The organism is Rhodococcus sp. Leaf278 (assembly GCF_001426085.1).
In the GTDB taxonomy this organism is placed as follows: Bacteria; Actinomycetota; Actinomycetes; order Mycobacteriales; family Mycobacteriaceae; genus Rhodococcoides.
The window spans coordinates 59,356-85,257 of the sequence record NZ_LMRR01000010.1 but is presented as its reverse complement, the minus strand read 5'-3'; the positions used below and the strand labels follow the sequence as shown (position 1 = coordinate 85,257).

25 protein-coding genes are annotated in these 25,902 nt (G+C 64.2%); 11 read left to right on the top strand and 14 right to left on the bottom strand.

The genetic code is table 11. The features are described from left to right. Both ASG84_RS11600 and ASG84_RS11595 read right to left on the bottom strand, forming a co-directional pair. Window positions 1-918 carry an oxygenase MpaB family protein gene (locus ASG84_RS11600; RefSeq protein WP_057477182.1) on the bottom strand — a complete coding sequence of 306 codons (918 nt, stop codon included), beginning with the start codon at window positions 916-918 and terminating at the stop codon, window positions 1-3. 2 nt (window positions 919-920) lie between these two features. Next, window positions 921-2,438: an aldehyde dehydrogenase family protein gene (locus ASG84_RS11595; protein ID WP_442970927.1), complete on the bottom strand. Its 1,518-nt coding sequence runs from the start codon at window positions 2,436-2,438 to the stop codon at window positions 921-923. A gap of 107 nt (window positions 2,439-2,545) precedes the next feature. Here ASG84_RS11595 and ASG84_RS11590 point away from each other — a divergent pair, with 107 nt between their 5' ends. Continuing rightward, window positions 2,546-3,220: a GntR family transcriptional regulator gene (locus ASG84_RS11590; RefSeq protein ID WP_057477180.1), complete on the top strand. Its 675-nt coding sequence runs from the start codon at window positions 2,546-2,548 to the stop codon at window positions 3,218-3,220. A gap of 6 nt (window positions 3,221-3,226) precedes the next feature. Here the strand turns inward: ASG84_RS11590 and ASG84_RS11585 are convergent, their stop codons facing one another. The 3 genes from ASG84_RS11585 to ASG84_RS11575 are packed head-to-tail and all read right to left on the bottom strand — an operon-like array spanning window position 3,227 to window position 6,501. After that, on the bottom strand, window positions 3,227-5,593 hold the full coding sequence (locus tag ASG84_RS11585) for an FdhF/YdeP family oxidoreductase (protein ID WP_057477179.1): 2,367 nt from the start codon (window positions 5,591-5,593) through the stop codon (window positions 3,227-3,229). A gap of 49 nt (window positions 5,594-5,642) precedes the next feature. Continuing rightward, a complete protein-coding gene (locus ASG84_RS11580; protein WP_057477178.1) occupies window positions 5,643-5,903 on the bottom strand; it encodes an acyl-CoA-binding protein in 261 nt (86 codons plus the stop codon). Window positions 5,904-5,931: 28 nt separating this feature from the next. Further along, window positions 5,932-6,501, bottom strand: coding sequence for a TetR/AcrR family transcriptional regulator (locus tag ASG84_RS11575; protein ID WP_057477177.1), 570 nt, complete (start codon window positions 6,499-6,501; stop codon window positions 5,932-5,934). 23 nt (window positions 6,502-6,524) lie between these two features. Between ASG84_RS11575 and ASG84_RS11570 the strand changes: the two genes are divergently transcribed. Both ASG84_RS11570 and ASG84_RS11565 read left to right on the top strand, forming a co-directional pair. Then, window positions 6,525-7,457, top strand: coding sequence for an oxygenase MpaB family protein (locus ASG84_RS11570; protein WP_057477176.1), 933 nt, complete (start codon window positions 6,525-6,527; stop codon window positions 7,455-7,457). 29 nt (window positions 7,458-7,486) lie between these two features. Further along, window positions 7,487-8,269, top strand: coding sequence for an alpha/beta fold hydrolase (locus tag ASG84_RS11565; RefSeq protein WP_057477175.1), 783 nt, complete (start codon window positions 7,487-7,489; stop codon window positions 8,267-8,269). Window positions 8,270-8,323: 54 nt separating this feature from the next. On the opposite strand, the gene ASG84_RS11560 is transcribed toward ASG84_RS11565, so the two are convergent. Together ASG84_RS11560 and ASG84_RS11555 are read right to left on the bottom strand one after the other, a co-directional pair. Then, the gene (locus ASG84_RS11560; protein WP_057477174.1) at window positions 8,324-9,640 is read right to left on the bottom strand and encodes a class I SAM-dependent methyltransferase; all 1,317 of its coding nucleotides are present in this window, start codon (window positions 9,638-9,640) and stop codon (window positions 8,324-8,326) included. Further along, window positions 9,637-11,082 carry an FAD-binding oxidoreductase gene (locus ASG84_RS11555; protein ID WP_057477173.1) on the bottom strand — a complete coding sequence of 482 codons (1,446 nt, stop codon included), beginning with the start codon at window positions 11,080-11,082 and terminating at the stop codon, window positions 9,637-9,639. Before ASG84_RS11555 ends, ASG84_RS11560 begins: the two co-directional genes overlap by 4 nt. A 258-nt stretch (window positions 11,083-11,340) precedes the next feature. Here ASG84_RS11555 and ASG84_RS11550 point away from each other — a divergent pair, with 258 nt between their 5' ends. Then, window positions 11,341-11,775 (top strand): SRPBCC family protein, encoded by a 435-nt coding sequence (locus ASG84_RS11550; protein WP_057477172.1) that lies wholly within the window; start codon window positions 11,341-11,343, stop codon window positions 11,773-11,775. Here the strand turns inward: ASG84_RS11550 and ASG84_RS11545 are convergent. Beyond that, window positions 11,772-12,422, bottom strand: coding sequence for a hypothetical protein (locus ASG84_RS11545; protein ID WP_235581628.1), 651 nt, complete (start codon window positions 12,420-12,422; stop codon window positions 11,772-11,774). The genes ASG84_RS11550 and ASG84_RS11545 overlap by 4 nt on opposite strands. Window positions 12,423-12,485: 63 nt before the next feature. Between ASG84_RS11545 and ASG84_RS11540 the strand changes: the two genes are divergently transcribed. From ASG84_RS11540 to ASG84_RS11525, 4 genes are all read left to right on the top strand, one after another. After that, window positions 12,486-12,917, top strand: a complete 432-nt coding sequence (locus ASG84_RS11540) for a cytidine deaminase (protein ID WP_057477170.1) — start codon at window positions 12,486-12,488, stop codon at window positions 12,915-12,917. A gap of 234 nt (window positions 12,918-13,151) precedes the next feature. Further along, on the top strand, window positions 13,152-13,463 hold the full coding sequence (locus tag ASG84_RS11535; RefSeq protein WP_217901741.1) for a YbaB/EbfC family nucleoid-associated protein: 312 nt from the start codon (window positions 13,152-13,154) through the stop codon (window positions 13,461-13,463). Between the two features lie 3 nt (window positions 13,464-13,466). Continuing rightward, window positions 13,467-14,075: a recombination mediator RecR gene (gene recR, locus ASG84_RS11530; RefSeq protein ID WP_032379989.1), complete on the top strand. Its 609-nt coding sequence runs from the start codon at window positions 13,467-13,469 to the stop codon at window positions 14,073-14,075. 127 nt (window positions 14,076-14,202) lie between these two features. Beyond that, entirely contained in the window at window positions 14,203-15,225 is a 1,023-nt protein-coding gene (locus ASG84_RS11525) for a type IV toxin-antitoxin system AbiEi family antitoxin domain-containing protein (RefSeq protein WP_057477169.1), read from the top strand. 18 nt (window positions 15,226-15,243) lie between these two features. Here ASG84_RS11525 and ASG84_RS11520 read toward each other — a convergent pair whose 3' ends face one another. The 3 genes from ASG84_RS11520 to ASG84_RS11510 all read right to left on the bottom strand — a co-directional run bounded on the left by ASG84_RS11520 (window position 15,244) and on the right by ASG84_RS11510 (window position 18,225). Further along, complete coding sequence (locus ASG84_RS11520) at window positions 15,244-15,954, bottom strand: type 1 glutamine amidotransferase (RefSeq protein ID WP_057477168.1); 711 nt, start codon at window positions 15,952-15,954, stop codon at window positions 15,244-15,246. Continuing rightward, a complete protein-coding gene (locus tag ASG84_RS11515; RefSeq protein WP_057477167.1) occupies window positions 15,947-17,209 on the bottom strand; it encodes a Mur ligase family protein in 1,263 nt (420 codons plus the stop codon). Before ASG84_RS11515 ends, ASG84_RS11520 begins: the two co-directional genes overlap by 8 nt. A 119-nt stretch (window positions 17,210-17,328) precedes the next feature. Further along, a complete protein-coding gene (locus tag ASG84_RS11510; RefSeq protein ID WP_057477267.1) occupies window positions 17,329-18,225 on the bottom strand; it encodes an EamA family transporter in 897 nt (298 codons plus the stop codon). Window positions 18,226-18,297: 72 nt separating this feature from the next. On the opposite strand from ASG84_RS11510, the gene ASG84_RS11505 reads away from it, so the two are divergent. Beyond that, window positions 18,298-19,209 (top strand): LysR family transcriptional regulator, encoded by a 912-nt coding sequence (locus ASG84_RS11505; RefSeq protein WP_057477166.1) that lies wholly within the window; start codon window positions 18,298-18,300, stop codon window positions 19,207-19,209. Here ASG84_RS11505 and ASG84_RS11500 read toward each other — a convergent pair. The 3 genes from ASG84_RS11500 to ASG84_RS11490 all read right to left on the bottom strand — a co-directional run bounded on the left by ASG84_RS11500 (window position 19,178) and on the right by ASG84_RS11490 (window position 23,417). Continuing rightward, on the bottom strand, window positions 19,178-19,555 hold the full coding sequence (locus ASG84_RS11500) for an SHOCT domain-containing protein (RefSeq protein ID WP_156399475.1): 378 nt from the start codon (window positions 19,553-19,555) through the stop codon (window positions 19,178-19,180). The two genes, ASG84_RS11505 and ASG84_RS11500, sit on opposite strands and share 32 nt — an antisense overlap. A 210-nt stretch (window positions 19,556-19,765) precedes the next feature. After that, the gene (gene leuA, locus ASG84_RS11495) at window positions 19,766-21,577 is read right to left on the bottom strand and encodes a 2-isopropylmalate synthase (protein WP_057477164.1); all 1,812 of its coding nucleotides are present in this window, start codon (window positions 21,575-21,577) and stop codon (window positions 19,766-19,768) included. 151 nt (window positions 21,578-21,728) lie between these two features. After that, a complete protein-coding gene (locus tag ASG84_RS11490) occupies window positions 21,729-23,417 on the bottom strand; it encodes an FUSC family protein (RefSeq protein ID WP_156399474.1) in 1,689 nt (562 codons plus the stop codon). Window positions 23,418-23,565: 148 nt separating this feature from the next. Between ASG84_RS11490 and ASG84_RS11485 the strand changes: the two genes are divergently transcribed. Together ASG84_RS11485 and ASG84_RS11480 are read left to right on the top strand one after the other, a co-directional pair. Then, window positions 23,566-24,831 carry an aspartate kinase gene (locus ASG84_RS11485; RefSeq protein ID WP_057477162.1) on the top strand — a complete coding sequence of 422 codons (1,266 nt, stop codon included), beginning with the start codon at window positions 23,566-23,568 and terminating at the stop codon, window positions 24,829-24,831. 2 nt (window positions 24,832-24,833) lie between these two features. Beyond that, window positions 24,834-25,856 carry an aspartate-semialdehyde dehydrogenase gene (locus ASG84_RS11480; protein WP_057477161.1) on the top strand — a complete coding sequence of 341 codons (1,023 nt, stop codon included), beginning with the start codon at window positions 24,834-24,836 and terminating at the stop codon, window positions 25,854-25,856. The last annotated feature ends 46 nt before the right edge of the window (window positions 25,857-25,902 follow it).

The window sequence follows — 25,902 nt, the reverse complement described above, 5'->3', positions numbered from 1 at the left end:
CTATCGAGTTCGCAGTGACGCCGTTGTCACCGGACAACTGCGAATCGGCGGTGTAGCCGCGGTGCCCAGATCTCGCGGGCTGTACCCGACGGGATAGCCGGGATAGGTCTTGTTGCTCGGGTCGGCTGTCGTGCGTGAGTGCTTTCTCGTGGGTAGGAACCGTTCGATACGGGCCTTGGCGCGCAGCGCCCGTACCGCGACTCGTTCCACCGCGGGCGAGCCGGCGGGAAAGCCGAAGGCGTGGGCCATCCGGTCGTCCAGCAGCGCAAACACTCCCTGCTTTACCGCGGGCGTGAGCACAGCGGGGAACCAGGAGCAGTAGAGATCGAGGGTGTAGGTGCCGATGCGTCGATTGTCTTCACTGAACCGGAACGTGCGTTCCTCGTAGTCGAGCTTGAACTGGGCCAGCTCGGTGTAGGACTCGGGAATCTCCTTGATGCCCATCCTCTTTCCTACTTCGCAGTAGAAGTGGAACGTGGCGAGACGCTCGTTGGGATGCAGGCGACGCCACCCGTACGTGTCGATCCACTCGATCGGCTCGTAGATGAACGTCGTCAGCACGTAGAGCATGTCGTCGTTCGAGATGTCGTACTGCGCGTGCATCCGATTGACCACTCGAAGCGATTCTCGTCCCCGCTCCGAGTCGTATCCGTGTTCGAGCATTTCCGACATCAACAGAGAGGTGTCGTCGTAGCGCTTCTGTGGGCGCTTCTCGAACTCGCCCGTCGCGGCGAGCAACGCGGAAATTGTCGGAACGCAATACGTACGGAACAGCGCAAATTCGAGGGCGCGCTGATAGTCCCACGGGAACTCGTACCCGGCGGTGATGCGGTGAATCGTGTGGCAATCCCGCACCGGGTCGAGTTCCTCTATGCGCGCGAGCCAGCCGAATCGCCCCTTCTTCGGCGTGACCTCCATGATCAGCGTCGTCCGTGCCGAAGCTTCAGTGCCAGAACCGAGAGCTTCATGTTTCGTGCCTTGCGCTTCATCGTCAACAGATTCACCGGAGCGGCAAAGCTCTGCACCGTCATCGACTTGACGGTGCTGAACTCACGCAGGCCGTCGGCCCCATGGATCCGGCCGAATCCGGAGTCTCCGGTGCCGCCGAACGGTAGCGCCGGAACCCCGGCGAAGCCGAGCACCGAATTGACCGTCACCACTCCGCAATCGAGCTTCTCCGCGGCACGCCTCCCCACTGCGTCGTCCCGGGTGAACACCGAGGCACCGAGTCCGTACTTGGAGGCATTGGCCCGCTCGATGGCCTCGTCCAGATCTCGCACCTTGTTGACCACGACTGTCGGGCCGAAGGTCTCCTCGGTGATGGCGGTGGAATCCTCGGGTACATCGGTCAGGATCACCGGGTCGATGTACGGCCCGTGCAGCGAATCGAGACCGCCGACAACGGCTTTGCCGCCCTTGGCCAATGCGTCCTCGATCTGGCCTCGAACGATCTCGCTCTGCTTGCCCAAAGTCATCGGGCCGTAGGACGAGGTCTTGGTTCCACCGGGCTTCAATGCCCGTACGGCGGCGGTGAATTCACCGACGAACCGGTCGTACACCGGTGCGGCAACGTAGATACGTTCGACGCCCGCGCAGGTCTGGCCGGCATTGCCCATCGCGCCGAACGTCGCGAACTCGACTGCGGCCGCGATGTTCGCGTCGGAGTCGACGAGCATCGCGTCCTTGCCGCCGCATTCGGCGATCAACGGCGTCAACGATTTCGCGCACGTGGCCATCACCTTCTTGGCCGTGGCCGTTGACCCGGTGAAGGCAATCTTGTCGACGCCAGATTCGACCAGGGCCGTACCGGTGGAACCGTCGCCGGTGATTGTCTGGAAGACCGGATGCGGAACGGCCAGCGATGCCCACTTCTCTGCCAGCCACACTCCGACGCCGGGCGTGAGTTCGCTCGGCTTGAACACGACGGTGTTGCCTGCGGCCAGTGCGTAGGCGATCGAACCCATCGGGGTGTAGAGCGGGTAGTTCCACGGTCCGATGACCCCGACGACACCGAAGGGGCGGTATCCCACGTACGCCTTCTGATTGACGGCGAGCAGACCCGATCCGACCTTGCGCTGCCGGAGAGTCTTCTCGGCATTGCGCGCAGCCCAATCGAGATGTTCGACGCCCAGCATGACCTCGAGCAGCGAGTCCTCGTCGGGTTTACCCGTTTCGGCGGCGATGACCGTGGCCAAGCTCGCGGCGTCGCGGGCAACGGCGGATTTGAATTCCAGCAGCCAACGCTTTCGTCCGGCGAAACCCTGAGCGTCCCACCACCGCGCAGCCGACCGAGCGCACCCGACGACCGCGGCCACGTCGGCGGAATCCGCGACCGGGTAGGTGGAGAGGGCGGTTCCCGTTCTGGGGTCGAGGCTTTCGAAGGTGGCGTCGTTCGTTTGTTCGATCTGGTCCGTCACGGGTTCAATCCTCCAGCAGATCGCATCACATATATTTGATGTGATTCAATGTTGTCCAGGCCACACTATGCGTCACCTTCGGTTGCTACAACCCCGCTGCCCGGTCGTGCAAGAGCAGGAGCAGATTCATGACTCTCGATCTGACCCGAGCTGCGTCCTCGAAGCGTTCGATGCCCCGCCGACCCCAGTTGTCCGAGGACGTCGCCGGCCGCATTCGCCAACGGATCGTCACGGGACTCCTACGGCCCGGCTCGTTCGTGCGGATCGAGGAAGCGGCGGCCGAGCTGGGTGTCAGTGCCACTCCGGTCCGCGAAGCACTCGTGGCGTTGCGTGGTGAGGGACTGGTGGAACAGGTGCCGAATCGCGGCTACCGCGTCGTGGAACTGACACAACAGGACATCGACGACATCTTCTGGTTGCAGGGCACGATTGCTGCTGCGTTGGCCGAACGGGCATCCGGGCGGGTCACGGCGGAGCATCTCCAGCAGTTGACCGCCCTCAACGACGACCTACGCGAGGCCGTGACACGCGCCGACGCCGAAGCCGTCGAACGGTGTGAGTTCGAGTTCCATCGCGCCATCAACAAAATCGCGGGCGGCACCACTTTGGCGTGGTTTCTGCTCGGTGCCGTCAAATACACCCCGACGCATCTGCATGCGTCCAACGCCGAGTGGGGACAACGGGCGGTGCGTGGACACGACGAACTGATCGAGGCAATGCGTCGATCGGACCACCGAGCCGCCGGTGAACTGATGCGACATCAATTCACCGACGCGGCGGTCCTGGTTCGGTCGTTCAGCTGAGTTCGGTCAGCTCAAGTGGTGCGGCTGCGGGTGCGACTTGTGCCCCTCGTCCGAGCCCTCGTTGTCCTGATGGCCGTTGGCCGTACCCTGCACACCCGTCCCCGCCGGGACCATCGAGATGATCACCGACTTGGAGGTGGGGGTGTTGCTGTGCAGCGCAGTCGAATCCAGCGGGATCAGCGGGTTTGTTTCCGGGTAGTACGCGGCAGCCGACCCACGTGGGGTGTCGTACTCGACGATGCGGAAGGACGGCGCGCATCGTTCGATGTCGTCGTCGTCCCACTTGGCGACCAGGTCGACCATGTCGCCGTTGCGGAAGCCGAGCGTGGAGATGTCTTCTCTGTGCACGAAGATGACGCGTCGGCCGTTCTCGATGCCGCGGTACCGATCGCTGAGGCCGTAGATCGTGGTGTTGAACTGATCGTGGCTGCGCAGCGTCTGCAGGATCAGATGGCCCGGCGGAACCTGCAGCACGTCGATCGGTGACACCGCGAATTCGCCTCGGCCGCTCTTGGTTTCGAAGGTCCGACTGTCGCGGGGCGGGTGCGGAAGAACAAAGCCGCCGGGGCGTCGAACATTGACCTCGTAGCCCTCGCAGCCGGCGACGACACGCGAGATGTGCTTGCGAATGTTGCGGTAGTCGTCGCGGAAACCCTTCCAGTCGAGGCCGTATCGGTCACCGAGTGTCGCCTCGGCGATACCGCTGACGATCGCAACCTCCGAGCGCAGGTGGGGGCTCGCCGGCTTCAGCGGGCCACGGGACGAATGCACCGAGCACGTCGAATCCTCGACCGAGATCCACTGGTCTCCACTCGCTTGCACGTCCTTCTCGGTGCGCCCCAAGGTAGGCAGAATCAGGGCGGTCTCGCCGCAGACGAGGTGGGATCGGTTGATCTTGGTGGAGATCTGGACCGTCATGCGCATCTTGCGCAGCGCCTGGAACGTCACGTCACTGTCGGGCGTGGCCTGCACGAAGTTGCCGCCGAGTCCGAGGAAGAAATGGGCTTTGCCGTCGCGCATGGCACGGATGGAATCGACGGTGTCCAAGCCGTTCTCACGCGGCGGCTCGAAGTCGAACTCCGCGGCCATCGCGTCGAGGAACGCCACCGGGGGGCGCTCCCAGATACCCATCGTGCGGTCGCCCTGCACGTTCGAGTGGCCACGAACCGGCAGTAGACCGGCGCCGGCCTTGCCGATGTTGCCTTGCGCGAACGCAAGATTGGTGACTTCCTTGATGGTGGCGACAGCGTTGCGGTGCTGTGTCAGACCCATCGCCCAGCAGAACACGGTGGCCTTGGAGTCGCGCAGCATCTCGGCGGCCTCGGTGATCTGCGCAACCGACAATCCGGTGACCTCGGTGACGAGATCCCAATCGACCTCGGCAACGTGCGCTTTCCACGCGTCGAAGCCGACGGTGTAGTTGTCGATGAACTCGTGATCGAGTGCGTCCCATTGCACCAGCAGCGAGCCGATGGCCTGGAAGAGTGCGAGATCGCCGTTGATCTTGATGGAGAGGTGCAGATCCGATAGATCCGTTCCCGGTCCCACCATGCCCCGCGGGGTCTGCGGGTTCTTGAAGTTCAGCAGACCCGCTTCGCGAAGGGGGTTGATGGACAGGATCTTTGCGCCGTTCTGCTTCGCCATTTCGAGGGCCGAGAGCATACGGGGGTGATTGGTGCCGGGATTCTGGCCGGCCAGGATTATCAGTTCGGCGGTATGAACGTCGTCGAGCGTGACGCTGGCCTTGCCGATGCCGATGGATTCCTGCAGAGCGATGGACGTCGACTCGTGACACATGTTGGAGCAGTCGGGCATGTTGTTGGTCCCGAACGACCGCGCGAACAACTGGTACGTGAATGCGGACTCGTTGGAGGCGCGACCCGAGGTGTAGAAGATGGCCTCGTCCGGACTGGCCAGGCTCTTCAACTCGTCACCGATCAAGCGAAACGCGTCGTCCCACTCGATGGGCTCGTAATGGCTGCCGCCGGGCAGCTTGATCATCGGGTGCGTGATTCGGCCTTGCTGGCCGAGCCAGTGTTCGGTGTGGGAGTCCAGCTCGGCAATGCTGTGCTGCGCGAAGAACTCCGGGGTCGCCCGCGTTGTCGTTGCCTCCTCGGCGACGGCCTTGGCACCGTTCTCGCAGAACTCTGCGGCATGGCGGTGGCCGGGATCGGGATCCGGCCACGCGCAACTCATGCAGTCGAAGCCCTCGGCCTGGTTGAGCTTGAGCAGCGTCTGCGCAGTGCGCACCGGACCCATGTGTCCCAGCGCGCGCTTCATCGACACCGCGACGGCGGTCGCGCCCGCCGCATGCGTCTTCGGCTTCTCGATGTCGAGATCGGCCTCGTCGACGTCGCTGTCGGTGCGTCTCATGCGGGTCCCTTCGTTGCGTTAACCCCCGCACTCGACCATAGCCGTAGGCTCAGCCGGCGAGGAGCTTGGTCACCAGATCCACGTACTGCTGCTTCGCCGAATCCTGGCTCGTACCTTCGAGCTTCGCCCAGGCATCGAACTTCGCACGGTTCACCATGTCCAGCCGTCCGGGACGCTTACCCGTGGCATCGCCGATCGAACCCTGCTTGTACAGCGAGTACAGGCTCAGCAGATCGTCGTTGCTCGGCTTGGAGGTGAGCTTCTTGACGTCTACCTGCGCGTCGGCGAACGACTGATCGAGATCGGACATGGAAGAACTCCTTCGGTTAGAGGTGGTGTCATCCTCGCACGGAGGCATCGGAAATCAGCCGAATGCAATGCGCCACGAGGGCTTCGCGGGTGGCCGTGACAGTGCCGTCCAGGTAGCCGATGAACAGGGCGGTCAGTGCGCCGACGGTTCCGACGGCGATCAGCTGTCGGTCTTCGCTAGCGGGAAGTTGCGCCTGCACCAATTCGACGAAGCCGGGGAGCAGATCCAGACCGCGGCGGCTCAGCGCTGCTTCCGCCAACGGCGCGATGAGCAGCACCCGTCCGGTTCGCGGTTCGTCGATGATGAGCTCGACGAACGCTCGGACCGGCGCGGCGATGGTGTCCTCGGGCGACGCGTCCGAGATGGCGTTCTCCAGGGCTGTTCGCGCCCGCGACCCCACCCACGCGTACACCGCCCGGACGAAGGTGTCCCGGTCGGTGAAGGACTCGTAGAAGTACCTCTCGGTCAGTCCGGCGGTTCGGCAGACAGCGCGCACGTTGACGGCCGGACCGTCCTGAGAGCCCAGAAGCTCGACCCCTGCGGCGAGCAATGCGTCGTACCGCTTGGCCTTACGCTCCTCCAACTGTTGACTACGCATGTTGTCAAACCTAGTCTGACAACATGCGTAGTCAGAGTGGCAGCCCGGTCCCGCTCGGTCCCGATTCGCTCACCTGGGAATACTTCGGCGACTGGCGGGGGATGCTGCAGGGCGTCTGGTCCGGGTCGATGCAGAACATGCACCCCGGCCTGGGTGCCGGTGTCGAGCAGCATTCGACGTTCTTCGACGAGCGCTGGCAGCGCCTGTACCGATCCCTGTATCCCATCGGCGGGGTGGTGTTCGACGGCGACCGAGCCGAGCAGACCGCGCTCGAAGTGCGCGGCTACCACACGAACGTCAAGGGAATCGACGCCAAGGGCCGCAAGTACCACGCCCTCGATCCCGACACGTTCTACTGGGCGCACGCCACCTTCTTCATGGGCACGGTGCTCACCGCCGACCGTTTCATGGGCGGACTGACCGAGGCGCAGAAAGTGCAACTGTTCGACGAGCACGTGCAGTGGTACCGGCTCTACGGCATGAGTATGCGTCCGGTGCCCGCGAGCTGGCCCGAGTTTCAGCAGTACTGGCTGCACATGTGTCGAAACGTGCTGGAAGACAACAAGGCCGCCCGCGGGGTCCTGGACCTGTCGAAGCTGGGGCCACCGCCGTACGCGGCCTGGCTACCGCTGTGGGTGTGGGCGGTGGTGCGGCGTCCGGTGGCTGCGTTGTTCGTCTGGATCACCGTCGGGCTCTACGACGAGCCGGTGCGCGAACTCCTCGGTTACCGCTGGTCTGCGCGGGACGAGCAGAGGTTGGCGCTGTTCGGTAGAGCAGTGAACCTGGTGTTCGGTCTCGTGCCACCGCGGCGTCGACTGCATCCGCGTGGCCGGGCGGGATGGGATCGCGCTCTCGGTCGAATGTCGGCGACCGCACCGTTGGTGCACACGCCGGCTCGTAACCTGCCGCCCGTGGAGCGACGCTCGGACCCCTCGCATTACAGCCCGAATGTGTAGATCGACGGTCCAGGGGTACATGCAGGGGTATGTACAACGTCAGAACCGGACGCGGTAAGCCGCTTGTCCTCGTGCACGGGCTCGGATCCTCACACCGAAACTGGGACCCCATCGTCCCAGCGCTGGCCGCGCATCGAGAGGTGATCGCCCTGGATCTGCCCGGATTCGGGCAGACACCGCCGCTGCCCGAGGTCTCGATCGCGTCCCTCACCGACGCGCTTCGGACGTATCTCGACGACGAGGGACTGTCGGACGCCGATCTCGTCGGTAGTTCGATGGGCGCGCGCATGGTCGTCGAGCTCGGCCGCCGCGGTCACCGGGGCTCGATGGTGGCACTCGATCCCGGCGGCTTCTGGAACGACCGTCAGGTGAAGATCTTCGGAGCCACGATCACCGCGTCACTGGCACTGATGAAGAACGTTCAGCCGCTGGTGCCGTTCCTGGCCGGTAATCCGGTGACGAGAACGGCTGCGCTGGCACAGTTCTCGGCTGCGCCGTGGAAGTTGCCGAAGGGACTGGTCGAACGGGAGCTGAAGGGCTTCTCGGCCAAGACTTCGCCGTCACTGGACGCCGCCCGCAAGGCCTTGATCCACGGGCCGAAGCAGCTCGGTGCGCCGAAGGGGTCGTTGCAAGGCTCGCTGCTCATCGGCTGGGGCCGTCAGGACAAGGTGACGACTCCCAGCCAGGCAACGGTGGCGTTGGAGCGGTTCCCCGACGCCACCCTGCACTGGTTCGACAAGTGCGGACACTTTCCCCACTGGGATCAGCCCGTCGAGACGGCTCGAGTCATCTTGCGGGCGACAGGTCGCTGACGCTCCCATGTGCACGGAACTTCGTAGTCCACTACGAAGTTCCATGCACATCGGTCAGCCGTCCCACCAAGGCCGCAGGGGGACGCCCGCTTCGCCCTTCGGTCCGAGCTTGACGGCCAGGACCTGGTGTAGCTGAACCACATTGCGCTCGAACCCCAGGCGGGACCCGGCCATGTACAGACCCCACACGCGGGCTGTTCCCTCACCGGCTTCGGCGACGCAGGCGTCCCAGTTGTCGACGAGATTGCGGCACCATCCGGCAAGGGTCAGTGCGTAGTGCTCACGGAGGTTCTCTTCGTGGCGGACCTCGAGGCCGACGTCCTGGATTTCGGTGATGATGCGTCCGGAACCGGTGAGCTCCCCGTCGGGAAAGACGTAACGGTCGATGAAGCTGCCCGCTTTGGCGTGAGCGCGATTGTCCGGTCGGGTGATCGAGTGGTTGAGGAGTCGACCGCCGTCACGCAGCTTGGATTGGATGAACGAAAAGTACGACGGATAGTTGCCGACACCGATGTGCTCGGTCAGTCCGATCGACGAGATGGCGTCGAAGTTGGTCTCGGCTACGTCGCGGTAATCGGAGAACCGGACCTCGGCAAGCTCGGACAGGCCCTCCTCGTCGATCGCCTTCTGCGCCCACAACGCTTGCTCCTGGGAGAGTGTCACGCCGATGACCTGGACGCCGCGGCGCGCGGCGTAGCGCACCATCGAACCCCAGCCGCAGCCGATGTCGAGCAGACGATCGCCCGGCTTCAGGCCGAGCTTGTCGAACACCAGCCGATACTTGTTCTCCTGCGCGCCTTCCAGAGACTGATCGCTGTTCTCGAACGCGGCGCAGGTGTACGTCATCGACGGGCCGAGCACCATCTCGTAGAACGCGTTGGACACGTCGTAGTGGTGATGGATCGCTTCCGCGTCCCGGGTCTTGGAGTGGCGCAAACCTTCTGCGATACGACGCCACCGCGGAATCGCCTCCTGAGGCGGGGGAGCGATGGGCCGCAACACATCCCAGCCGAGCGACCGCGCGATCGATGTCAGTGTCATCGCAGATGGGCGACGGAAGTGCAGCTCGTCACCCATCAGTGCGAGCAACTCGTACGGATCGCCGGGATGGACGCCGGTGGCCTCCAGATCGCCCGAGACGTAAGCCCGAGCCATGCCCAGATCGCCGGGAGCGGTTGCGAGATAAGTGGTTCCGCGCGGGCTCTTGAGGTTGAGTCCGATTCTCGCGTCCTCGGGTCCCGCGGTACTGCCGTCGTATGCGGTGAAACGCAGTGGAATGTTGCCATCGGAGATCAGTTCCAGGATCTCGGAGATCTTGAGTTTCTGGTTGCTGTTCGCCGTTCGATTACCTGAGTCCTTGAACGTCGTCATTTGCGTTGCACCGCCTTCGAGTACAAATCCAACAATCGGGTTTCGGGGTCGTATTTCTTTTTCAGTTCTTCGTATCTGTCGCCGCCGTACAGCACGGCGAATTCATCCTCGGTGTAATAAGCGTCCGAGTACAGCGATTTATGCCCGTCGAAGTCGGTGACCTTCTTCTCGATGGCGCGGTTCGCCGCACCCTCGGGTTCACCGGCGACGATGGGTACCGAGGACCAGAAGCCGATATTGACGTACGTGCGTTTGGGCTCGAGCGGGTACAGGGGCCACGGCCGTGCCGGATTCGCTCCCGGCGCTGCCGGCTCACGAAGTCGCAACGGGCACAACCACAACGGCTCGATGGGGATGTTGCCGAGGAACCACGACACGAAGCCCGCGGTGTGTTCGATCGGAACTTCGACGTCCTGCACGACGCGTTCGCGCGGCGGATTTCCCTTGCGCTTCTCGAGTCGATCGGCGATGTCGTACTTACGGTCCAGGCCGATCAGCTTCCAGTAGAAGCTGCTGCGTCGATACTTGCGCGGCCAGAAGCGTCGAATTGTCGGGTTCTGGGTCCCGAATGCGCGAGAGCACCAGAACCAGTCGGTGTCCCAGCGCCACAGGTAGTCGTGAATGGTCAGCCGATCGGTCTTCGGTGTGTCCGAATTGTGCTGGATCGAGCGGTAGAAGATGTCTGCCCCGGTGTAATCGCTGACCGGCCCGGGTTCGTCGGTCTGAACGCCGAGCGTGAGATAACTTTCGTCGGCGCTGAAGACCACACCGTCGAGGTACTGGACCTCGATGCCGTCGTATTCGCGTCGGGTGACGATCGTGTCCATCGTGGACTGAAGGGTCACGAGATCGTGGAATCGTAGGTGGCGCAACGCGACATACGGCAGCACGGGCTCGAGCTGGATCTTCAGCCGAGTGGAGTAGCCGAGGGTGCCGTAGGAATTGGGGAAGCCCCAGTAGAGGTCGGCATGTTCGCCCTCGGGCGTTGCGGTGACGATCTCGCCGCTGCCGGTGAGGACGTCGATTTCGAGCACCGACTCGTGCGGGAGCCCGCTGCGAAACGACGTCGACTCGATGCCGAGGCCGGTGACGGCTCCGCCGAGGGTGATCGTTTTGAGCTGGGGGACGACCAGGGGTGCGAGACCGTAGGGAAGTGTCGCGTCGACAAGGTCCTCGTAGGTGCACATACCCGCGACATCGGCGGTGCCCGCCACAGGATCGACGGTGATGACCTTGCTCAGGCCGGACACGTCGAGTCCCGGGGTCTTCGATGTCGTCCTGGCCCGAAACAGGTTGGACGTCTTCTTCGCCAGACGCACCGTCGCATCGGTGGGGATCGCTCGATAGCTGCGAAGCAACTGCTCGACGCCCGACCGGTGCGCTGCGTAACCGCTCTCCCTCGGTTCTGGCCGTCGTCCGAGAAGAGCATCTACTGAAGCCACGTACAGACGCTATATCTCGTACCGCGTGGTATCCACCGGCCGAGGCGTCCGAGCAGTGAAACTTCACGCAACTGTTGCCGAATCAGGGCGGAAAATCGTCATATTTCAGACAAAATGGTTGCATCATGCATGTTTTTTCGGTCGGGTGAAAATTCTTTGTGACGAACGCCACATGCTGCTCGACGCGATGCCGGATGTGGCCGCCCGGCGAGGCAGGATGAATCCACATCCCGTTCGCAATCGAAGGAGAACGTTTCCGTGGCTCAGGTCAGTGCATCCAGTTCCGTCACCATCGCCACCACACCGGATCGGGTACTTGCCGCTCTCGCCGACTACGAGACCGTGCGCCCTCGCATCTTGCCCCAGCAGTACCGCGACTACGAGGTGGTGCAGGGCGGTCAGGGCGACGGAACGGTCGCAAAGTGGACCCTGCAGGCCACCGAGAAGCGAGTGCGCACTGTCGCCGCGACGGTCTCGGTCACCGGATCGACCATCACCGAACGTGACGCCAACTCCTCCATGGTCACCACCTGGTCGGTAGCCCCGGACGGCAGCGGTACCGCGGTCACCACGACGACGGAGTGGAAAGGTGCGGGCGGAATCGGCGGATTCTTCGAGAAGACGTTCGCACCGCTGGGCCTGAAGAAAATCCAGGCCGCGACGCTGGAGAACCTGCGTCGCGAGTTGATCTAGACCCGCTCGAAGTCGGGATCCTGGATGAGCGTCAGGGTTCCGACCACCACGGTGCGCATCGACCACAGGAACATCCCGTCGGGTCCGCGGTCGATCGTGTCGTAGGCCCCGGGCAGGGTGTCGAGGTCGGTGCGCGCGGCGATCGCGGCGTCGTACTCACGATCGCGACGGGCATCGTTGTAGACGATCTCTGCTAGTGCGACGGCATGCTCGACGACGGTGATCACGGCCCACGTCGCCTGCTTGGGGGTGAGGTCGTACCGCCGTCGGTAGCGCGTCTGTACGGCGTCGGCCATCCGAAGGGCGTCGATGGAACTGGGAGTCAGACCGATCAGATACTCCGCGATGCCCGGGTTGGAGTGAACCAGCTCGCGCATCGCGGAGGCGAGAGTCAGCAGGGCGTCGTGCATCGATTCGTCGTCGCCGGGAAGCGGAGGCGACCACCGGCGCAGAATTTCCTCCGCGACCAGGGCTTTGAGTGCGCAGAGGTCGTCGATGTTGTTGTAGATCGCGACGATCGACACGCCCAGGCTCTGAGCCACCGACTTCACCGAGACTTTCGGCAGAGTCAGGGCAACGCCCGCTTCGGCCATGGTCTCGGGAGTCACCCGGCGCTTGCGAGAAGAGTGACTCGCCGGCTGATCCATTCCGTAAGAATACGTGCGTTCAGTAGTGACAGATGTTCAGCCGCGGGGCTTTAGGATTGCGCGGTGACTTTCGCTTCCGCGCAACCCGTGACCGACGGAGAACGGGCGCTGGTCGAACTGGCCGAGCACACAATCGATTCGTCGACAGATGCAGTTCCTGGCCAAGACGGCATCCACACGATGGGTGCCGCGGTGAGAGTGGCGGACGGCCGAATCTTCGCCGGGGTGAATCTCTATCACTTCACCGGTGTCCCGTGCGCAGAGACCGTCGCGCTTGCAGCGGCTCGGGCGGCCGGTGCGACCGAGCCGACTCACATCGTGGCGGTCGGCAATCACGGGCGCGGGGTGAAGAGCCCGTGCGGCAAGGATCGTCAGATATTTGCCGACCTCTACCCCCTTATGCGCGTGATCATCGATTCGCCCGACGGCCTCGTCAGCGTTCTCGCCGGCGAACTCCTCCCCGCCGGATACGACCATCGCGCGGAGCAACGCTGATCCTCGTTACCGAGGGCGAACCGTCGTGCGGCATCGCCGGAAGGCACTGCGCTGAGTGTCCACTATTCGTCACCGCAGGCGCGATCCCGTGTCTGCCGCGAAATTGTGGACACTCAGGTCGGTATGTCGATTCGACGCGCAGTGAATCACAGCGATCCAAGGTGCGGCTACGCTGGTGTTCGCATCGAACCCACGCGAGAGGACGGCACAGTGCAACCCGGTGAGCAGCCCGACATGGCATCGATCCTGCAGCAGGCCCAGCAGATGCAGCAGCAGCTGATGGCGGCGCAGGCGGAGATCGCGGAGACCGAAGTGACCGGCCAGGCGGGCGGCGGACTCGTAGTCGCCACGGTCAAGGGAACCGGTGAGGTGGTCGGGCTGACCATCGACCCCAAGGTCGTCGACCCCGAGGACATCGAGACTCTCCAGGACCTGGTGATCGGTGCAATCGCCGATGCGTCTCGCGCGGCTCAGGCCGTCGCGAGCGAGAAGATGGGCCCCCTCGCTGGTGGTCTCGGTGGCATGCCCGGCCTGCCCGGGTTCTAGGCGGTGTACGAAGGTCCGGTACAGGATCTGATCGACGAGCTCGGCAAGTTCCCCGGGGTCGGTCCGAAAAGTGCTCAGCGCATAGCCTTTCACCTCCTCGGCGTCGAGCCTCCCGAGGTGGATCGGCTGATGCGCGCGCTGCAGCGTATCCGTGACGGCGTGCAGTTCTGCATCGTCTGCGGAACCGTGTCGGACAAGGAATTGTGCCGAATCTGCGCGGATTCGCGTCGCGACAGATCGATGATCTGCGTCGTCGAAGAACCCAAAGATGTTCAGGCCGTGGAACGTACGCGGGAATTCAAGGGGCGCTACCACGTACTCGGCGGTGCGCTCGATCCGCTGAACGGAGTGGGTCCCGATCAGCTGCGTATCCGAGAGTTGTTGACCCGCGTCGGAACTCAAGACGACGGAGTGGACGTCACCGAGGTCATCATTGCCACCGACCCCAACACCGAGGGCGAAGCAACGGCCACGTATCTGGTCCGCATGATGCGCGACTTCCCCGGCCTGGCCATTACCCGCCTCGCCTCCGGCCTGCCCATGGGCGGAGACCTCGAATTTGCCGACGAACTGACGCTGGGCCGCGCTTTGACCGGACGTCGACGAATGTGAGAGCGGCTTCGCCGCACGTGCATGGAACTTCGTAGCAGGGGTCGAATTTGTGCTCACGACCCCGAGTTATACACAGCCTGTGGATAGATTCTGACGCGGTCACCTCGAATCGAACATTCTGAGGTCCATGAGGACGAGACCAGCGGGAACCTGGCAGCGGCTACTGGACGCTCAGCACGGAATCATTACGACCAAGCAGATGTACGAGCACGGCGTCAACAAGGACTCGATCGACCATTGCGTGGAAACCGGTCAGTGGCTGAGGGTATTTCGTGGAGTCATATCGGTGACCAACGGGCCGTTGACGCGTGAGATGCAGCTGTCGGCAGCGTTGTTGTACGCAGGTCGAGGAGCACTGCTCAGTCACACCACCGCGGCTGAGGAATGGGGGTGGCAGCGGGTGGGATCGGGGCCTGTGCACGTCACCATCCCTTACGGATGCTCGGCGACGAGTCGGCCGCCGACGACGCGACACGCCAAGCGGAATTTCACGTCGGAGAGCAATGGACAAATCCATCCCGGCGTGATCGTGCATCGTTCCCGAGCGATGGAACACATCGGCATCGAAACGGATCCCGCGCGAACGAGCACTGCCGACACGGTCCTCGATCTCGTTGTTGCAGAGTCGACATCGAGGCAAGCGACTATCACGTTGGTCTCAGCGATGTCCTCGGGCAGCGTGAATGTTGCGGCCATGACGCGCAAGGTCGAAGATCGGCGACCGATGCGCTACCTGAAGCCGATTCTGCACACACTGACTCTCATGCGCGGCGGGGTGCATTCAGCACTCGAGCACCGCTACGTGCTCGATGTCGAGCAGGCCCACGGGCTCCCGGCCGCGAGGCGACAAGTTCCGGTCTTCGTCGACGGCCGGCAACTCTTCGAGGACCTTCGCTATGACATAGCCGACCTCATCGTCAGGCTGGACGGCCAGGCTTTCCACTCTGCCAAGCAACGGCGTTTTCGCGATCGACGCCGCGACAATGCTGCGGAACTGAGTAACCTGCCGCGGCTGATGTACGGCTGGCACGAAGTGACCGAGGACGCGTGTGGGGTGTATCGCGAGGTGCGGGAGGTGTTGGTCAGAGAGGGCTGGACCGACTCGTCGTACCCCTGCGAGCGATGCGCCCTTGTGAGCGGAAGTTCGTAGTGGGCTACGAAGTTTCGTTCACGTGCGGCGCAGCCGCTCCTTGCGAAGTTGCGTCACTTCGGGCAGATCGAGCGGAGCGAGAGTGGTGCCCAAGGCCCGCTCCAGCAAATAGTCCGCCAATTCTGGGTTTCGAGCGAGAACCGGCCCGTGCATGTACGTGCCCAGGACCGAACCTTGCACGACGCCCTCGCGTCCGTCGCCGACGCCGTTGCCTACCCCGTGGGTGACCTTGGCCAAGGGGGACGCATCCAGGCCGAGAGTTGTTCCACCGCGGTGGTTCTCGAATCCGGTGAGTTTCTGAGTGAGGCCGTCGAGCGCGGGCTCGGTGACGACCTCACCTATCGAACGTGTTGCCTGCGGTGCGGTGGTGACGTCGAACAGCGAGATGCCGTCGACACGCTCGCCGGCGGAGGTCTCGTACCAGTGGCCGAGTACCTGGATTGCGGCGCAGATCGCCAGCACTGGCGCACCGCGAGCGGCGGCGTTCTGCAATCCTGGGTAACGGGTGAGGTGACGCGTCGCCAGTCGTTGAGCCGAATCCTCCGCTCCACCAAGGGTATACACGTCGAGTGAATCGGGAACCGGATCGGTGAGGGTGATCTGCACGACCTCGGCGTCGATATCGCGCATGCGCAGCCGCTGTCGCAAAATGAGCGCGTTGCCGTTGTCGCCGTAGGTGCCCATCACGTCGGGCAGAACGAGGCCGATGCGAACGGTGGACTCAGACATCTTTCACCTCACGTGCCAGCGCGCGACCGAGATCACGGAATGCGGTGTAATTGGCGAGTACCTCGACCCGTCCCGGCGGGCAGGAGGCAATGGCCTGCAACGGATCTGCGACGGTGGTGTGCTTCGAGCCCGCGTAGAGCAGTCGTACCCCGAGGTCGGTCGCGCGCTCACCGGCGGCAACCACCGCGACGTTCTCGAAGTGCTCGAAGCGAACGTCCCACAGCCACGACAGGTCCTCACCGTCCGGTACCTGGCCGTTGACCGCGATGACGAGTCCGTCGCAGGTGGGGTCGATCATCGACAGCGCCTCCTGCCAGCCGGCGGGGTTCTTGGCGAGAAGCATTCGGACGGAATGAGATCCGTACTGGATGGTGGAGTAACGACCGGCGACCTCGTCGACGCTCGACGCTGCGGCGACGGCATCGGCGGCCTTTGCTCCGAGCGTCACAGCAGCGGCTACAGCTTGAGCTGCGTTGCCGCGGTTGGCTTTTCCTGGCAGCGACAACGTCATCGGCAGGACGAGCCCGTCGGGACCGTATAGGTTCTCGTCGTCGAGCCACCAGTCCGGCGTCGGACGCTTGAAGTCGCTGCCGGTGCTGTACCAGTGCTCGCCCTCCCAGAGGATGGGTTCGCCCGTGCGGGGGCAGCTGACCGAGTCGCCTGCCCATCCTCCACCGGCCGCGACCCACACGACATTCTGTGCATCGAATGCGGCGGAGGTGACGAGGACGTCATCACAGTTGGCTATGACGACGGTCTCGGGGTGCCTGGCCAGACCGGCACGCAGCTTGCGTTCGATCATGTTGATCTCGCCCACGCGGTCGAGCTGATCGCGACTGAGATTGAGCAACACGATGGCAGCTGGTTCGACGGCGTCGGACACATGGGGAACGTGCAACTCGTCGACTTCGAGGGCGGCCAGTTCGGCGTCGAAGTGCGCGTGCAGCGCCGCGACGATGCCCGCGTCCATGTTCGCGCCATCGGCCTGGGTGGCGACTTCGCCGAGTGTGGCCAGGGCTGCAGCGGTCATTCTGGTGGTGGTGGACTTGCCATTCGTGCCGGTGACGATGACGGTGCGTCGACCGCGGCCGAGCCCGCCGAGAATGTTCGGGTCGATCTTGAGTGCGATCAGCCCGCCGATCATCGAGCCTTTACCTCGGCCCGCCTTGCGGGAGGCCCACGTCGCCAGCTCCGCCGCCCGCAATGCCACGCGGCCCCGTGCGCCGATACGCCTGCGCTCACCCACTTCAACCATGCGCCGAGTCTGGCACAGAAGAGCATGCAGTTTCACGTCGGCGGTTTCTGCCTCTGGGTTGTTCCGCAGGCTCCACTCCCGCTACCCCTGGGTCGTTCCGCAGGCTCCACTCCTGGCGCTCACACCGGCGCTTTCTCCAGCACTTCGACGGGTCGGCGGGCGGCCATACCCCCGAGGCATCCGCCGATCACGACGACGCCGCCGATCAGTGCCAGTACGGACGGGATCTCGTCGAGGAAGATCCACGCGCCGGCGATCCCGACGACGGGGACCAGGAGTGAGAACGGTGCAACCATCCCGGCAGGGTTGCGACTCATCAGGATGGTCCACAGGCCGCTACCGATGATGGTGGCCGGAATCACGATGTACGCCAACGCGACCAGACCGGGCCAACCTTGTGGACCGAACGAATCGGCCAGCGCATGCCAGCCCGTGCTCGGTCCTTCGACGACGGCCGACAGCGCCAGCATGGGAAGCGGCGGGATGACTGTCATCCACAGCATCAGCGTCATCGGAGAATCGGCCTTGGCGAGTCGATTTCCCAGGTTGCCGAACGCCCATCCGAGGCCCCCCAGAAGCGTGAGGATCACCGGTAACAGGGTGGCATTCTGGGCGCGGTCCCATCCGATGAGCACCATGCCCAGCACGGCAATCGCAATGCCGATGGCCTGCCTGCGGGAAACGTGTTCGCGTAGCAGGACCGCTCCGAGAACGACGGTGAACGGCGCGGACGACTGCAGGACGAGCGACGCCAATCCGGTGGGCATGCCGGTGGCCATCGCTGCGAACAGGAAGGCGAACTGGAGAAAGCCGAACCCGAAGCCGTAGAGCAGCAACCACTTCAGTGGGACGTTCGGACGTGGGACGAACAGTACGACCGGGATGGCGATGACCAGGAACCGCAGCGCGGCAAAAAAGAAGGGTGGGAAGTGATCGAGCCCGACGCGGATGGCCAGGAAGTTCAGCCCCCACAGCACGGCGACGGTCAATCCGAGCAAGCGGTCGCGAGTGGTCATACCGTCAATCGTGACGGGCACGAATGATCAGCACAATCGAATATATCCGCATCTACAGTTAAGATTTTCTGCATGAACGTGGAGCGGCTCCGGATCCTCGCCGAACTTGCCGACCGCGGAACCGTCGCATCGGTCGCCGACGCGATGTCGATGACTCCGTCGGCAGTGTCTCAACAGCTCAAGTTGCTGGCTCGCGAGGCCGGCGTGACACTGCTCGAGCCCGACGGGCGTCGGCTGCGCCTCACCGACGCCGGGCGTGCGTTGGTGCTGCGCACCGACGATGTTCTCGCTGCCCTCGCCCGAGCCACGGCAGAGATGGACCGCTACCGAGCATCCCCGCAGGGGCGCGTCCGCGTGGCACTGTTCCCGTCCGGTGCGGCGCTGCTCCTGCCCGGAGTGTTGACGCGTCTGGCAGGCTCGGACGTCGATATCGACGCCCGCGACGAAGATCTGCCCGCATCTTCGGTGCCCGAACTGCTCGCTGATTACGACGTGGTGCTCACCCACCGGGATGATCGGGCTCCGTCGACGGCCGGCCCCCGGATCGAGGTGACGACCCTGATGCGCGAACCAATCGATCTGGTTCTGCCTCCCGATCATGCACTGGCACAGCACGAAACAGTGGACCTGAGGGAGCTGACAGACGAGCGGTGGATCAGCGTGAGGGGCGGGTTCCCCGTGGACGACGTGTTGCTCTCCGTTGCTGCTGTCACTGGGGTCCAGCCCCGAGTGATGCAGCGTATCAATGACTTTCGAGTGACCGAAACGCTCGTTGCCGCCGGGCACGGAGTGGCGCTGATGCCGCGCTATGCAGTCGTGCATCCTGGCCTGGTACGCCGACAGCTGTCGGGTGTGCTGGCAGGCCGCATCTACGAGCTCGCCACGAGGCCCGGCGCGCGTCGGCTACCGGCAATCGCCGCCGTGCTCGACGCGTTTCGACTGGAAGCCGAGTTCAGGACAGCGCTTTGGCCTTCAGCGTCCTGAACTCGTCCTGATCGATGGTTCCGTTGTCCAACAATGCCTTTGCGTGTGCGATCTCTTCGGATGCGGAATGTCCGGCGACGTGTTTGATGTAGTCCTCCTGCTGGTCCTTCGCGTGCTGCAGTGCAACGACCTGACGTTTGGCCATGCTGCTGCCGTTCACGATGAGGTACACCAACGCGGTGAGGAACGGCGCAACGATGAGGAAGAACACCCACACGGCCTTGAGAACCCCCGATGTCTTGTGATCACGGAAAAGGTCTCCGATGATCGAGAACATCACCATCAGATAGGCCACGAAGGCGAATCCGACGACGAGAAGCCAAAGAAAATCCCAGAAAGAGTCCATGGCGAACATCCATTCCATTGTGTGCCCCGACAGCTAGTTCAGTCTGGCATCGGCGGCACCCCATGCACACGGGTCTTTGGTCCCTTTCGTCGACCGGAAATGCGAGTGAGTCACACGTCGACCGCGCCCGCTGTCGTTGACGTGATGGCTCGACAATGCAACGCGCCGCCCACCCCGAAAGGTGAGCGGCGCGTCGTCCTGCAGAAAAATCTATTTCAGCGCGCGGTTCACGGCCGAGACGACGGCGCGCAGTGACGCCGTGGTGATCGATGTCGCTATTCCGACGCCCCAGACGGTGGTGGCGACGCCCGCAGGCGAGGTCACCGAGGCTTCGACGTAGGCCGCAGCCTGGGCGTCGTCGCCCGCGGACATGGCGTGCTCGGAGTAGTCCAGAACGCTGACGTCGTAGCCGATGGTCGACAGCGCGTCGACGAAGGAAGCGAGGGGCCCGTTCCCGGAGCCGGAGATCTCCTGCTCCACGCCGTCGACCTTGACCGTCGCGGTGATCGTGTCGGTGCCGCCGTCGTGCTCGGCCGCAACCACCGACTGCTTGATGCGCTCGAGCGGGCGGATGGGCGTCAGGTACTCCTCGGCGAAGACGTCCCACATCTCCTTGGGCGAGACCTCGCCGCCCTCACCGTCGGTGATGCGCTGCACGGCCTGGGAGAACTCGATCTGCAGGCGACGCGGCAGGTTCAGTCCGTGATCGGACTTCATGATGTACGCGACGCCACCCTTGCCGGACTGTGAATTGACGCGAATCACGGCCTCGTAGGTGCGGCCGACATCCTTCGGGTCGACGGGCAGATACGGAACCTGCCACGTGACGTCGCCGATGTCCGTACCTTGTTCGTCCGCACTGACTTTCATTGCGTCGAGGCCCTTGTTGATGGCGTCCTGGTGGCTTCCGGAGAAAGCGGTGTACACCAGATCTCCGCCGTACGGGTGACGCTCGGCGACGGGAAGTTGGTTGCAGTACTCCACCGTTCGGCGCACTTCGTCGATGTTGGAGAAGTCGATCTGCGGATCGACGCCGCGGGTGAACAGGTTCAGGCCCAGCGTGACGAGGCAGACGTTGCCGGTGCGCTCGCCATTGCCGAACAGGCAGCCCTCGATGCGGTCTGCGCCGGCTTGGTAGCCGAGTTCTGCTGCGGCGACACCGGTTCCGCGGTCGTTGTGGGGGTGCAGCGACAGTACGATGCTGTCGCGGCGGTCGAGGTTGCGGCTCATCCACTCGATCGAGTCGGCGTAGACATTCGGTGTTGCCATCTCGACGGTGGCGGGCAGGTTCAGGATCAGCGGCTTGTCGGGCGTGGGATCGATGATCGCGGTGACCGCGTCGCACACCTCCTTGGCGTAGGAGAGTTCCGTGCCGGTGTAGGACTCGGGGGAGTACTCGTAGCGCCAATCGGTATCGGGGAACTTGGCTGCTTCTTCGAGCACCTTGCGGGCACCGTCGGTGGCGATCTTCTTGATGACGTCACGATCGGCCCGGAACACCACTTTGCGCTGCAGGATCGACGTCGAGTTGTAGAAGTGCACGATGACGCTGCGAGCGCCCTCACAGGCGACGAACGTGCGCTCGATCAGCTCGGGACGGCACTGCGTCAGAACCTGGATGGTGACGTCGTCGGGGATCGCGCCGTCCTCGATGATCTCGCGGACGAAGTCGAAGTCGGTCTGGCTGGCCGACGGGAAGCCGACCTCGATCTGCTTGTACCCCATCCGGACCAGCAGATCGAACATGCGGCGCTTGCGGGCCGGGCTCATCGGATCGATCAGAGCCTGGTTGCCGTCGCGCAGATCCACTGCACACCACTGCGGTGTTCGGTCGATGATTTTGTCCGGCCACGTGCGGTCGGGGAGGGTGACCGCTTCCACTTCCTCGGCGAACGGCCGATAGCGGAACGTGGGCATCGAGGAGTTCTTCTGGGTGTTCCACGCGGGCTGGTCGCTGGGTGCGGGCCGCGAGGGCGGGGTGATGGTGCGAGATCCCGAGGTGAATGCGTCGGCTGGTGACATGGTCTTCGTCTCTCCGTACAGATCAAAACAATGTGTTCGACCGGCGCAACGAACCCCGCGACGGGAAGCCAGTCTGGTCTCAGACCCCGTCGCGGCTGTTAAGAAGGAGAGCTCGCAGCATGGGCTGAGTGTACTACCGCAGACCGACCACCTACCCCAGGGTTCGAGAGTCGACTTTTTCGGCGACGGCGTCGTGCCTGCGCTGCCACTGCTCGATGTCGTTCAGTCGTCCGACATCGGCGGCCGTCCAACACCGTGCGAGCAGTTCGTATCCGAGGTGATCGACCTCTGCGTGCTGGGCCCACACGCGGTGCGCCCAGCGGCGATCGTTGTGCGCCGCTTCGGCTCCCGCGAGCGCGGCACCGACCAGCTCGAACTGCACGTCCCGTCGAAGCGTCAAAGTGGTTGTTGCCGTTACCTTCTCGGTTCGCAGTGTCATCAGCAATCGGGCGGTCAGGTCCAGAACTCGCCGATCGGACCACAGGAGCGCTCGTCTGAAAGCGCCCGGTAGCAACAACCACAGCACCGCCAACGCGAGAGCAACCCCCACCGCGGTTTCGACCACCCGATCCACCACGATTCCGGTGAGCGGAGCACCCGGATGCGAGATGGTCCCCATCAACAACGCGAGCGGGGTGATGAACGTGACGGCGAGACCGTAGTTGCGCGCCACGCTGACCTCGATCGCGAACTGCAGCACCATCAGCACCACGATCACCGCAAGACCGGTGAGCGGCGAGAGATAGATTGCCGAGAACAACACCACTCCGGCCAGAGTGCCGCCGAGTCGCTGCATGCCGCGGTATGTGCCGTGGACACGATCGGGGCCCTGCTGAAGCACCAGAACCGCGCCGAGGATCGCCCAATCCGGCCTGCTCAAATCCAGCGCCACACTGATCCCGCCCGCTGCTGCCGCCGCGCAGAACACCCGGATCGCCGTGGACGCGGCGTGAGCGTCGCGATGCAACGACCGCCTCAACCGATACCCGACGCCGGGACGCGCCAACGGCAGCTGGTCCTGTGGCGTCTCCACGGCACCGTCCGGATCGGGCAGTGTGCCGGCCCGCGCCGACGTGCTCGTCGCAAACGCACGATGGGCGTCGAACAGGGTTTGTACGAGCGCCGGGCGCGAGGCCAGCTGCGCCGATCCGGCCTCGTACACCGCGGCCCACGCCGCATGCAGACGCGAGGCCGCGGCATGGCGATCGGCCACGGATGCCGTCGGCGATGTGGTGTATTTCTCGATGGCGGCCACCGCCGCGCCGACGGCAGTTCGTTCGGGCCCCCTCGGGTCTCGAACTACCCCCGACATCGCGATCACCAGCGCCGACGCGACGCCGATCGCCGCACAGACGGCACCACGGGCTGCGCTGATGTCGGCGGCGGGGAGGTACGACGCCACCGCGCACACCAGCACGAAGAAGAAGGCTCCCGGTGGACCGAGTCGAAGCGCTGCCACGACGTAGACCGCGACGAGCGCAAGAATCGACAGCACGGCTACAGGGATCATCCGAGCCCACCCGGTCTCGCCGAAGTCGAGGGCGAGCTGCCCGGCCGTCGCGCCGAGCCACACCGACGCGACCAGCGCGGCACCCGAGGTCAGCACCACCCACCAGCGCGAACGGTAAGGGCGACCCTCGCCGTAAATCACTGCGAAACTGCCCGAGACCACCAGCAATGCCTCGGTGTGGAAGCCGAGCAGCCACGCCAGGATCGCCGGAACACCGAACGCCAGCGCCGAACGCAGACCACCCGGCCAGCGACGGCCGACAGCGGGCAGCCCGAAAAGCACCCGCAGACCCTGTGGCGGTGGTGGCGGGAGATGTTCTGGAACGGTCACTGGAACATGTTAAGACAGGCGAAGCCGCAGGCAGACCACCCTGAAATCCCAGCTCGGAGCTACCCGAACCACTGTTCGGGCCGCTCGCTCGGTAAGGTGACCCGCGGACAATCGAACGATTGTCGGCTATCCAGCGGAGGTAATACGCGTGGCTCTCATCGTCCAGAAGTACGGTGGATCGTCGGTGGGGACCGCCGAACGTATCCGACGCGTCGCTGAACGAATCGTCGAGACGAAGAAGGCGGGCAACGACGTTGTCGTCGTCGTATCGGCAATGGGCGACACCACCGACGAACTGCTCGACCTGGCACAGCAGGTGTGCCCGGCCCCGCCTGCTCGCGAGATGGACATGCTGCTCACCTCGGGTGAGCGCATCTCCAACGCCCTGGTCGCGATGGCCATTCACTCGCTCGGTGCCGAGGCGCGGTCGTTCACCGGCTCGCAGGCAGGCGTCGTCACCACCAGCGTGCACGGAAACGCCAAGATCATCGACGTCACCCCGGGCCGCGTGCGCAGCGCACTCGACGAGGGCTCGATCGTGCTCGTCGCCGGATTCCAGGGCGTCAGCCAGGACAGCAAGGACGTCACCACGCTCGGTCGCGGTGGCTCCGACACCACCGCCGTCGCGCTCGCCGCAGCACTGAACGCGGACGTCTGCGAGATCTACACCGACGTCGACGGCATCTTCACCGCCGATCCGCGCATCGTGCCCAACGCCCAGAAGCTCGACACCGTCTCGTTCGAGGAAATGCTGGAGATGGCCGCCTGCGGGGCGAAGGTGCTCATGCTGCGCTGCGTCGAATATGCCCGTCGCTACAACGTTCCCGTACACGTGCGCTCGTCGTACACCACAAAACCCGGAACGATCGTCTCCGGATCTATGGAGGACATTCCAGTGGAAGAAGCAATTCTCACCGGCGTCGCACACGATCGCAGCGAGGCGAAGGTCACCGTCGTCGGTCTGCCCGACACCCCCGGCTACGCCGCCAAGGTCTTTCGCGCCGTGGCCGATTCAGAAATCAACATCGACATGGTGTTGCAGAACGTATCCAAGATCGACACCGGCAAGACCGACATCACCTTCACGTGCCCCAAGGCCGACGGCCCCACTGCAGTGGAGAAGCTCACCAAGCTGCAGGCCGAAATCGGCTTCGCGCAGGTGCTCTACGACGATCACATCGGCAAGGTCTCGCTCGTCGGTGCCGGCATGAAGAGCCACCCCGGCGTCACCGCGACGTTCTGTGAGGCCCTCGCCGACGCCGGCATCAACATCGACCTCATCAGCACCTCCGAGATCCGTATCTCGGTGCTGTGCAGCGACACCCAGCTCGACGACGCCGTACGCGCGCTGCACGCCGCCTTCGACCTCGGCGGCGACGAAGAAGCCGTGGTACACGCGGGAACAGGACGATAATCATGACCACAGTTGCAGTCGTAGGAGCCACCGGCCAGGTCGGTGCCGTCATGCGAACACTGTTGGAGGAGCGCAACTTTCCCGCCGACACCGTTCGATTCTTCGCCTCCGCGCGCTCGGCGGGCAAGAAGCTGCCGTTCCGCGGCGAGGAGATCATCGTCGAGGACGCCTCAACCGCGGACCTCACCGGCATCGACATCGCGCTGTTCTCGGCCGGTGCCACCCTCTCGCGTGAGCAGGCACCGCGCTTCGCGGCAGCAGGCGCAGTCGTCATCGACAACTCGTCCGCGTTCCGCAAGGACGACGACGTGCCGCTGGTGGTCAGCGAAGTGAACCCCGAAGCGGCGAAGAACCCGCCCCGCGGCATCATCGCCAACCCCAACTGCACCACCATGGCCGCCATGCCGGTGCTCAAAGTGCTGCACGACGAAGCCGGCCTGCAACGACTGATCGTCTCGAGCTACCAGGCGGTGTCCGGTAGCGGACTCGCCGGCGTGGACGAGCTCGCCACCCAGGCACGCGCCGTCATCGACAACGTCGAAAAATTGGTGCACGACGGTTCGTCGGTCGATTTCCCGGCCCCGAACAAGTACGTCGCACCCATCGCCTTCAACGTCCTGCCACTGGCCGGCGCGTTGGTCGACGACGGATCCGGCGAGACGGACGAGGACCAGAAGCTGCGCAACGAATCGCGCAAGATCCTCGGACTGCCGGACCTGCTGGTCAGCGGAACCTGCGTGCGCGTCCCGGTGTTCACCGGTCACTCGCTGTCGATCAACGCCGAGTTCGCTTCGCCGTTGTCGGTCGAGCGAGCCCGCGAACTGCTCGCATCCGCACCGGGTGTCTCGTTGGTCGATGTGCCGACGCCTTTGCAAGCCGCAGGTGCCGACGATTCCCTGGTCGGCCGCATCCGTCAGGATCCGGGCGTCCCCGAGGGCCGCGGACTCGCGCTGTTCGTCTCGGGCGACAACCTGCGTAAGGGTGCCGCGCTCAACACCATTCAGATCGCCGAGCTGCTGGTCTGAGGTCGTGCGCGTTGTGCGTACTTGGAGCTACGCAAAACGCGCACGA